The sequence below is a fragment of the Lentzea sp. genome, assembly GCF_036380075.1.
In the GTDB taxonomy this organism is placed as follows: Bacteria; Actinomycetota; Actinomycetes; order Mycobacteriales; family Pseudonocardiaceae; genus Lentzea.
On record NZ_DASVFL010000371.1, the window covers coordinates 1 to 8123 of the forward strand.

An 8123-nucleotide genomic window follows, 5' to 3' on the forward strand; every position below is an offset into this window, starting at 1 on the left:
GCCCGAGGGGAGAGGTCAAGTCGCACGCTTTTCGCGACTTGACCTCTCCCCTCGGGTGTGGCTGCCTCGAGCACTGCTCGTGACGGGACCACCCCACCCCCAACCACTCGAACAACGCAACAGCAAGCCGCCCAACACAATCAGGCGTGCCATCAACCCACGAACGGCGCCGGCCCGGTCCTTGATCAGCTGACGGGGTCCGGGGCAGAGCCCCGACGCACGAAACAGCAACCCGCCTACCAAAACGCAACAACCAGCTCTTAGTCGTCGAAGCCCCTCTCCGCCAGTTGCTCGATGCGCCGCACCGCCTCCCCGGCGTCCTTGCCCGTGGCCACCACCGTGATCGCCTTGCCTCCCGGCGCGCTCAGGCCCATCAGCGCCAGCACGCTCGCGGCGTTGGCCTCCTCCCCGCCGTAGCGAATGAGGACGTCGGCATCGAGTTCGGCGACGGTGCGGGACAGCAGGGCCGCCGGGCGGGCGTGGAGGCCCACCTCGTTGGTCAGCAGGACTTCTGCCGTCACGGCGTCCGGCACCAGGTGCAGTGCCGGGCGTTCGGGGGCGGTGACCGGGGCCTCGCCCGACGCGCCCTCGGCGGCTGCGGCGACGGCCGGCAGCGCGGCGCCGCTCTGGGCGGTGACGGCTGCGGCCACGGCGCCTTCGACCAGCGGGGCGTCCACGACCCGGTAGCGGGACGGGTCGTCGGCCGACTCCACGGCCATCTCCGCCGTCATCTTGGCGCTGCCCAGGTCGTACAGGACGACGACGCCGGTGCCGGAGTCCGCGTCGGCCAGGGCTTCGACCACGGCGCCGTAGTCGGTGCCCAGGCCGCCCTCCTCCGTGCCGCCCACCGGGAGGACGGCGACGTCCGGCGCCATCTGCGCGGCCAGTTCGGCCACGCCGTTGGCCAGCAGGTCGCTGTGCGACACGACGACCAGGCCCACCCGGCCGGTCATGACTTGGCCGCCGCGTCCGCGAAGGCGCGCAACAACAGCGCTGTCGAGCGGGCGCCGGGGTCGAGGTGGCCCGCGCTGCGCTCGCCCAGGTACGACGCGCGGCCCTTGCGCGCCACCATCGGCACGGTCGACTCAGCTCCCTCGGCCGCGGCGTCGGCCGCCGCGGACAGCACCGCGGCCACCGAACCATTCGTCGAGGCCGCCGCGGACACGGCCGGGGTCAGGGCGTCGACCATCGTCTTGTCGCCCACCGCGGCCTTGCCTCGGGCCAGCACGCCGTCGAGCGCGGCCTGCAGGGCGCGGGCCACGGCGTCGTGGTCCAGCTCCGCCGCGTCGCCCAGGGCGGCCGACGCGCGCAGGAAAGCCGTGCCGTACAACGGACCCGCGGCGCCGCCCACCGTCGAGATCAGCGTGGTGGCGACGAGCTTCAGCGCCTTGGCGGGCGTGTCGGGCTCCTCGGCGTCCAACTTGGACAGCACAGCGGTGAAGCCGCGCCGCATGTTCTCGCCGTGGTCGGCGTCGCCGATCGCCTGGTCGAGGCGCACCAGCTCGTCGCGGTGCTCCTGGACGACGACGGCGGCGGCGCGGATGGCCGCCACCACGTCCGCGGTCGTGCACCCCACGTCAGACCCCCCACCGCAGTGCGGGCGTGTGCACCGGCGCGTCCCACAGCGACAGCAGCTCGTCGTCCACCTTCAGCAGCGTGAGACTCATGCCCTGCATCTCCAGGCTCGTGATGTACGGGCCGACGAGCCTGCGTTCCACCGTGATCCCCCGATCCGCCAGCAGCTGTTCCGCGATGCCGTGCGCCAAGTACAGCTCGATCAGCGGAGTTCCGCCCATCGAGTTCGTGAACAGCAGCACCCGGTCACCCGAGGCGAACGGCAGGTCCTCCAGGATCGGCTCGAGCAACGCCGCCACCATCTCCGAAGCCGACGAGACCGGCACGCGATGACGGCCCGGCTCGCCGTGGATGCCGATGCCGATCTCCATCTCGTCGTCGGCCAGCTCGAACGACGGCTCTCCCACGTGCGGCACGGTGCACGAGGTGAGCGCGAGTCCCATCGACCGCACCGACGCGATCACCCGCAACGCCAGCGCCTCGCACGCCGCCAGGTCGTCGCCGCGTTCCGCCGCCGCGCCCACGATCTTCTCCAGCAGCACGGTGCCGCCCACACCGCGCCGGCCCGCCGTGTACAGCGAGTCCTTCACCGCCACGTCGTCGTCGATCACGACGCTGCGCACCTCGGACTCCGCCAGCTCGGCGGCCATCTCGAAGTTCAGCACGTCGCCCGTGTAGTTCTTCACGATCAGCAACGCGCCCGCGCCGCCGTCCGTCTTCACCACCGCGTCGAGCACCTGGTCCGACGTCGGCGACGTGAACACCGGCCCCGGACAGGCGGCGTCGAGCATGCCGCGGCCGACGAACCCGCCGTGCAGCGGTTCGTGGCCCGCACCACCGCCCGAGATGATCGCGACCTTGCCCCGCACCGGGGCGTCCGCGCGCACCACGACCGCGGGGTCGTGGTGGACCGTCAGCAGGTCGGAATGGGCTGCCTGCATCCCCCGCAGCGCGTCCTGCACCACGGTTTCCGGATCATTGATGATCTTCTTCATCGAACAGCCCTCCCGATCGGCGGTGACCGTGTTCCTTCTTACTCCGGGGGTCTGACACTCGGAACAGGCAAAGGACCCCGGTACCGTAAGGCTGCCCTAAGAAATGCAGGTCAACATCACTGCGAGTAACGGAGGAACCACGTCGTGCCGAAGAGAGCAGCGCTGCTCGTCGCAGTCGCACTGACCCTCACCGCCTGCACCCAGAGCACGCCGGACAAGCCGACGGTGGCCCAGGGCGGAGCGGACTTCGGCAAGGCGACGGAGCTGAGCAACGGCTTCGGCACGCAGGCCAAGCCGGGCGAGTTCCCCCGCACGATCAAGCACGCGATGGGCGAGACGAAGCTCGAGAAGAAACCCGAACGGGTGATCGTGCTCGACACCGGCGAGCTCGACAACGTCGTGGCGCTGGGCATCAAGCCCGTCGGCATCGCCTACACCGACGGCTCCCCCACGATGCCGTCCTACATCGGCGACAAGGGCGGCACGCCGGAGAACGTCGGCACGACCAACAACCTCAACCTCGAGGCCATCGCCAAGCTCGACCCGGACCTCATCCTGGGCTCGCAGCTGCGCGCGGAAGCCCTCTACCCGAAGCTCGCGGCGATCGCCCCGACGGTGTTCAGCGTGCGCCCCGGCTACGTGTGGAAGGAGAACTTCCTCCTCAACGCCGCCGCGCTCGACCGCCAGGCCGACGCCGCGAAGATGCTCGAGGACTACACGAACAAGGCCACCGAGGTCGGCACGGCCGTCGAGAAGAAGCTCGGCGTGCGCCCGACCGTCACGGCGCTGCGCTTCATGCCCGGCCGCATCCGCCTGTACGCCAAGAAGTCCTTCATCGGCACGATCCTCGTCGACGCGAAGATCCCGCAGCCCACGCCGTCCCAGGTGGACGACCTGGCCGCCGAGGTCAGCGCCGAGGAGATCGGCAAGGCCGACGCCGACTTCGTCGTCTACTCCTCCTACGGCGACGCGGCGAAGACCGCGCAGGGCTCGGTGCTCGGCGGTCCGCTGTGGAGCGGCCTGAACGCCGTCAAGGGCGGCAAGGCCAAGCCCGTCTCCGACGAGACGTACTTCCTCGGCCTCGGCGTGCTCGCCGCGAACGAGGTCCTCGTCGACCTGCAGAAGCAGCTCGGGGCGTAGGAGCCCGCGCGGGCGCTCCTACCGTCCGAAGAGCGTCCGCGCGAGCCGCAGCATCTGCTTGCCGGCCATGGACGAGCGGTCGAACGTCGCCATGTCGATCAGCGACTTGAACTTCAGCTTCGTCGTTGCCTTGGCGTAGGCGAACTCGCGCAGCCCGTCCTCGCCGTGGATGCGCCCGAACCCGGAGTCGCCCACACCGCCGAACGGCAGCCCGGGGATCGCCGCGTAGGTCAGCACGGAGTTGATCGACACCATGCCGACCCGCAGCTCGCGGGCCAGCTCCTCACCGCGCGACTTCGAGAACACGGCCGCGCCCAGCCCGTACTTCGACCGGTTCGCGAGCCGCACACCCTCCAGCGCGTTCGGCACCCGGTTGATCACCACGGTCGGCCCGAAGGTCTCCTCGGTGATCGCGATCGAGTCCTCCGGCACGTCCGCGAGCACCACCGGCTCGACGTACGGCGGCCTGATCGAGTCCGCCCCGCCCACCAGCGCCTTGCCACCGCGGTCCAGCGCGTCCTGCACGTGCTCGCGGATGATCTCCACCTGCGACGGCATCGTGATCGGCCCGAGGTTCGCGTTCGGCTCGCCGCCCGGCTTGAGCTTGCGGGCGCGCTTCACGACGATCTCGATGAACTGGTCCGCGACCTCCTCGGCCACGTAGATCCGCTCGACGCCCGCGCACGTCTGGCCGGCGTTCGACACCGCACCCCAGATCGCGGCCTCGGCGGCGGCGGTCAGGTCGGCGTCCGAGTCGACGATCAGCGCGTCCTTGCCACCGCACTCGACCAGCACCGGCGTCAGCGAGGAGGCGGCCGCGGCCATGACCTTCTTGCCGGTCCGCGTGGAGCCCGTGAACGCGATCTTGTCGACACCGGCCGCGCAGAGCGCCGCACCGGTCTCGCCGTAGCCCGTGACCACCTGGAACACCGGGTACTCCGGCACCGCCTCGGTGAACGTCGACGCGAGGAACGTGCCGACGCCCGGCGTGAACTCCGACGGCTTGAACACCACGGCGTTGCCCGCGGCCAGCGCGTACGAGATCGACCCCATCGGCGTGTGCGCGGGGTAGTTCCACGGCCCGATGACGCCGACGACGCCCAACGGCAGGTACTCGAGCGACGCGCTGTGGTTGAACATCAGCATCCCGGAGGACACCCGGCGCTTGCCCAGCACGCGACCCGCGTGCCGCGAGGCCCAGTGCAGGTGGTCCATGACCAGCGCGACCTCGACGCGGGAGTCGTCGGCCGGCTTGCCGGTCTCCGAGCTGATCAGCGAGATGAACTCGTCCGAGCGCTGCGAGAGGATCTTGCGCCACGCGTCGAGCTTGGTCTTGCGGCCCTCGAACCCGAGCCCGGCCCACCACGTGGCGGCCTCGCGCGCCGACGACACGGCGTCCTCGACCTCGGCCGCGGTGTGGATCGGGTGGTGCGCGACGACCTCGCCCGTGCGCGGGTCCAGTGATGCGAACCGCCGCTGCTCGCCATCGGCCGACAGCGCGCTGTCCGAAGCGGTCTGCGTCATGGAGCCCTCCAGGTACTCGCCAGTAACCTCGACCCTAACGCGTAGCCGGACAACTTTCAGCCCCCGCCTGCCTCCGCACCGCCGCCCGGCGCGTCGCGGTCAGACGGCGGGCAGGGCGGGGAGCACGGCCTTGGCGAACGTCTGCGTCGCCTGGCAGCGGTCGAACTCCTTCTCCTTCAGACCGCTCACGCTGAACTCCACGATCTCCCCGGCGTCGCTGGAGTCCTTCGTCCGCACGACGACCACCTCGCAGCTCGGGTACGAGGTGTCCTTGAACGCCTGGTAGCCCTTCACGCCGCCACCGAGGTCGACCTCGACGGACCTGCTGTCGAACTTGCCGTCCTTCGGGATGCGCGCCGTCTTGATCTCGATCTGCATCGTCGCGCTCTGGCCGGACCAGGAGCACTGGTGCAGCCCGAACGGCAGCGCGCGCGGCGAGGCGCCGAGCACGGGCGAGAGCGTCGCCTTGTCCACGATCGCGCAGGGGTCGACCTCGACCGGCGACCCCTTGCTGGGGGTGTACTTCTGCGGGTTGCCCTTGAGCTTGCGGACCGCGCCCTCGAGCACCTTGCGCCCCGGCTCGCACGGCTCAGCCGCGTCGCTGCCCGTGCTCGTCGTGACCTGGACGCGCACGGCCTGCGCCGGGTTCTCCTGCGTCACGACGGTGATGAAGCACGACGAGCTCAGCTTCTGCTCGCCGCTCTTGAGCCCGGCGAGGGTCTTGGTCGCGTTCTTCAGGTCCGAGGACGTCAGCGAGTAGCCGATGTCCAGCGTGATGCCGAGCGACTTGCCCGACTTGTCCTTCATGTAGTTGGAGCAGCGCGTGTAGTTGCTGCTCGTGTACCGCGACGGCGTGCCGACCGTCTCCAGCAGGTCCTTGTCGATCAACGCGCACGGGTTGAGCAGCCGCAGCCGCTCCGACGCGAACGCCGGGTCGACCGGTTTGCCCGCCTGCGCGGACTGCCTGGTCGTCGTCGACGGGTCGGCCGGGTTCGTCTCGGCGCCCGCCTGCACGGTCCGGCGGGGCGAGTTGGTCTTGGCGAGACCAGGACCGGTGGCGCAGCCGGCCATCAGCAACGCGGCGGCGGCGACCACGGCGGTGGCGCGAAAACGAGGCACGACGTGCACGGTAGCGACCTTTCCGCGCGTTCGTGGGCGGTACCCCGACTTGCCCCGTGGCACATGTCACCCACAGCTACGGGAACGATTCAGAAGATCGACGCGATGTACAGGGTGAAGACCCCGAGATGAAGGAGAGACGTGCGAAACCGAATTCGCCGCGCATTCACCTGGCTCGACGCGTGGACGATCGAGGCCTTCAACCCCGTTTACCCGGGCCGCTCCCGGTCATAGCTCCTTGAGCGGCTCCTTGTCCGTGTCCGCGAACTGAGGACGCAGGGTCGCCCAGGCGGCGAAGACCGCCGCCAGCACGACCATCGCGATCCCCGCCCACAGGTTGATGTTGACCCCCTCGGCCTTCTTCAGGTCCTCGTCGGTGGTGAAGCCCAGACCGATGACGACCAGTACGACGCCGTACAGGCCGAAGAGGAAAGCGATGATCAGTCGCAGGTCGAACAACCTCATGGCGGCCTCCCTCAGGCGAAGATGAAGTAGAGAACGGTCGTCAGCGCGAGCACGCCACCACCGAGCAGGGCGGGCGAGCGGTACCAGCCGGCGTCCTCACCGGTGGTGCCGTGCGCCCTGTCCTCCTTGGGCGTCAGGCTGTAGACCAGCCCGACCAGCTCGCTGTCCGGCTTGGGCCGCGTGACCATCGTGACCGCGACGCTCACCACGATGTCGACCACGAACGCGAGACCGGCGCCGAGGAAGCTCGCGCCCTGACCGGGCAGATCCAGCAGCTCGATGCCGAACGACGGCTCCGAGATCGCGTAGATGAAGATCGCGGTGAAGGTACCCGCGAGCAGACCGACCCAGCCCGCGGTCGGCGTCATCCGCTTCCAGAACATGCCCAGGATGAACGTCGCGAACAGCGGCGCGTTGAAGAACGAGAACAACGCCTGGATGTAGTCCATGATGTTGGACCCGCCGAGCGACGCCGCGATGAACGCCGTGCCGATCGCGACGATGCACGCACCGACCGTCGCCAGGCGCCCCACGCGCAGGTAGTACTCGTCCGGCCGGTCCTTCTTCACGTAGTCCTGCCACAGGTCGTACGTGAAGACGGTGTTGAACGAGCTGACGTTCGCCGCCACACCGGCCATGAAGCTCGCCAGCAGACCCGTGATCGCGATGCCGAGGATGCCGTTGGGCAGCAGGTCGCGCATCAGCAGCGGCAGCACGTTGTTGAAGACGACGCCGCTGCTGTCGTCACCGGCCTTGAGCTGCGCCATCTCCGGCACGATCAGCGCCGCGATGATGCCGGGGATGACGATGATCGCCGGGATCAGCGCCTTCGGGTACGCGCCGATGATCGGCGTGCGCTTGGCCGCCGACATCGACTTGGCGCTCATCGCGCGCTGCACCTCGGCGAAGTTCGTCGTCCAGTAGCCGAACGACAGGACGAACCCGAGACCGAACACGAGTCCGATGACGCTCCACACGGGGCTGTCGATGCCGGTGAGCTCGGTGGCGGGCCACGCGCTCAGCTGCTCCTTGTCGGTCATCTTCTCGACGATGCCCTGCCAGCCGCCGACCTTGATGAGACCGATGATCGTCAACGGCGCGAGCGCGGCCACGATGACGAAGAACTGCAGGACCTCGTTGTAGATGGCGGCACTCAGGCCACCCAGGGTCGTGTACGCCAGCACCACGAGCGCCGCGACGCAGATCGAGACCGGCAGCGGCCACCCGAGCAGCGCCTCGACGATCACGGCGAGCGCGAACAGGTTGATGCCGGCGATCAGGACCTGGGCGACGGCGAAGCTGATG

The 8123-nt window shown here is 69.5% G+C and carries 8 protein-coding genes; 1 reads left to right on the forward strand and 7 read right to left on the reverse strand.

Features of this window, described 5'->3' with window-relative positions; all coding sequences use genetic code 11:
- Positions 1-260: 260 nt before the first annotated feature.
- Genes dhaM through dhaK form a run of 3 tightly spaced genes read right to left on the reverse strand, consistent with a single transcriptional unit; the run spans position 261 to position 2570 of the window.
- The gene (gene dhaM / locus VF330_RS39125) at positions 261-953 is read right to left on the reverse strand and encodes a dihydroxyacetone kinase phosphoryl donor subunit DhaM (RefSeq protein ID WP_330856796.1); all 693 of its coding nucleotides are present in this window, start codon (positions 951-953) and stop codon (positions 261-263) included.
- A complete protein-coding gene (dhaL, locus tag VF330_RS39130; RefSeq protein ID WP_330856797.1) occupies positions 950-1576 on the reverse strand; it encodes a dihydroxyacetone kinase subunit DhaL in 627 nt (208 codons plus the stop codon). Before dhaL ends, dhaM begins: the two co-directional genes overlap by 4 nt.
- 1 nt (position 1577) lies before the next feature.
- Positions 1578-2570 carry a dihydroxyacetone kinase subunit DhaK gene (dhaK, locus tag VF330_RS39135; RefSeq protein ID WP_330856798.1) on the reverse strand — a complete coding sequence of 331 codons (993 nt, stop codon included), beginning with the start codon at positions 2568-2570 and terminating at the stop codon, positions 1578-1580.
- Positions 2571-2714: 144 nt separating this feature from the next.
- Between dhaK and VF330_RS39140 the strand changes: the two genes are divergently transcribed.
- Complete coding sequence (locus VF330_RS39140) at positions 2715-3710, forward strand: iron-siderophore ABC transporter substrate-binding protein (protein WP_330856799.1); 996 nt, start codon at positions 2715-2717, stop codon at positions 3708-3710.
- Between the two features lie 18 nt (positions 3711-3728).
- On the opposite strand, the gene VF330_RS39145 is transcribed toward VF330_RS39140, so the two are convergent.
- The 4 genes from VF330_RS39145 to VF330_RS39160 all read right to left on the reverse strand — a co-directional run.
- A complete protein-coding gene (locus tag VF330_RS39145) occupies positions 3729-5234 on the reverse strand; it encodes an aldehyde dehydrogenase family protein (RefSeq protein WP_330856800.1) in 1506 nt (501 codons plus the stop codon).
- A gap of 99 nt (positions 5235-5333) precedes the next feature.
- A complete protein-coding gene (locus tag VF330_RS39150) occupies positions 5334-6353 on the reverse strand; it encodes a hypothetical protein (RefSeq protein ID WP_330856801.1) in 1020 nt (339 codons plus the stop codon).
- Between the two features lie 228 nt (positions 6354-6581).
- Positions 6582-6818 (reverse strand): hypothetical protein, encoded by a 237-nt coding sequence (locus tag VF330_RS39155; protein WP_330856802.1) that lies wholly within the window; start codon positions 6816-6818, stop codon positions 6582-6584.
- Between the two features lie 11 nt (positions 6819-6829).
- Positions 6830-8123: sodium:solute symporter family transporter (locus VF330_RS39160; RefSeq protein ID WP_330856803.1), on the reverse strand; the 1294-nt coding region annotated here is incomplete at its 5' end.